The following is a 324-nucleotide window of genomic DNA, read 5'->3' on the forward strand; positions in this document are numbered from 1 at the left end:
TTAATGTGATAGTTATACGCTTCTTCCTTTAAGTGCGGGTAATCAGTACTGGACCGGAATGGGAGGCACAGGAACTCAGTTGTTTGCCGGAGGTGTTATCACTTCAGATCAGACCATCTATATCTATGCACCGGCCACAGCGCCTTGTGAAGCAGATGAGTCTTCCTTTGCAGTAGATATCAATACTACTCCTGTAGCCGATGAGCTTGATGATGTGGTTGAATGTGACAGTTATACGCTTCTTCCTTTAAGTGCGGGTAATCAGTACTGGACCGGAATGGGAGGCACAGGAACTCAGTTGTTTGCCGGAGGTGTTATCACTTC

The 324-nt window shown here is 46.6% G+C and carries 1 protein-coding gene; it reads left to right on the plus strand.

What is annotated here, in order from left to right:
• Positions 1 to 58 precede the first annotated feature (58 nt).
• Positions 59 to 324 (plus strand): hypothetical protein (locus tag HC175_RS22075; RefSeq protein WP_168140003.1); only part of this gene is annotated, 266 nt, incomplete at its 3' end.

Source organism: Salinimicrobium oceani, from assembly GCF_012037645.1.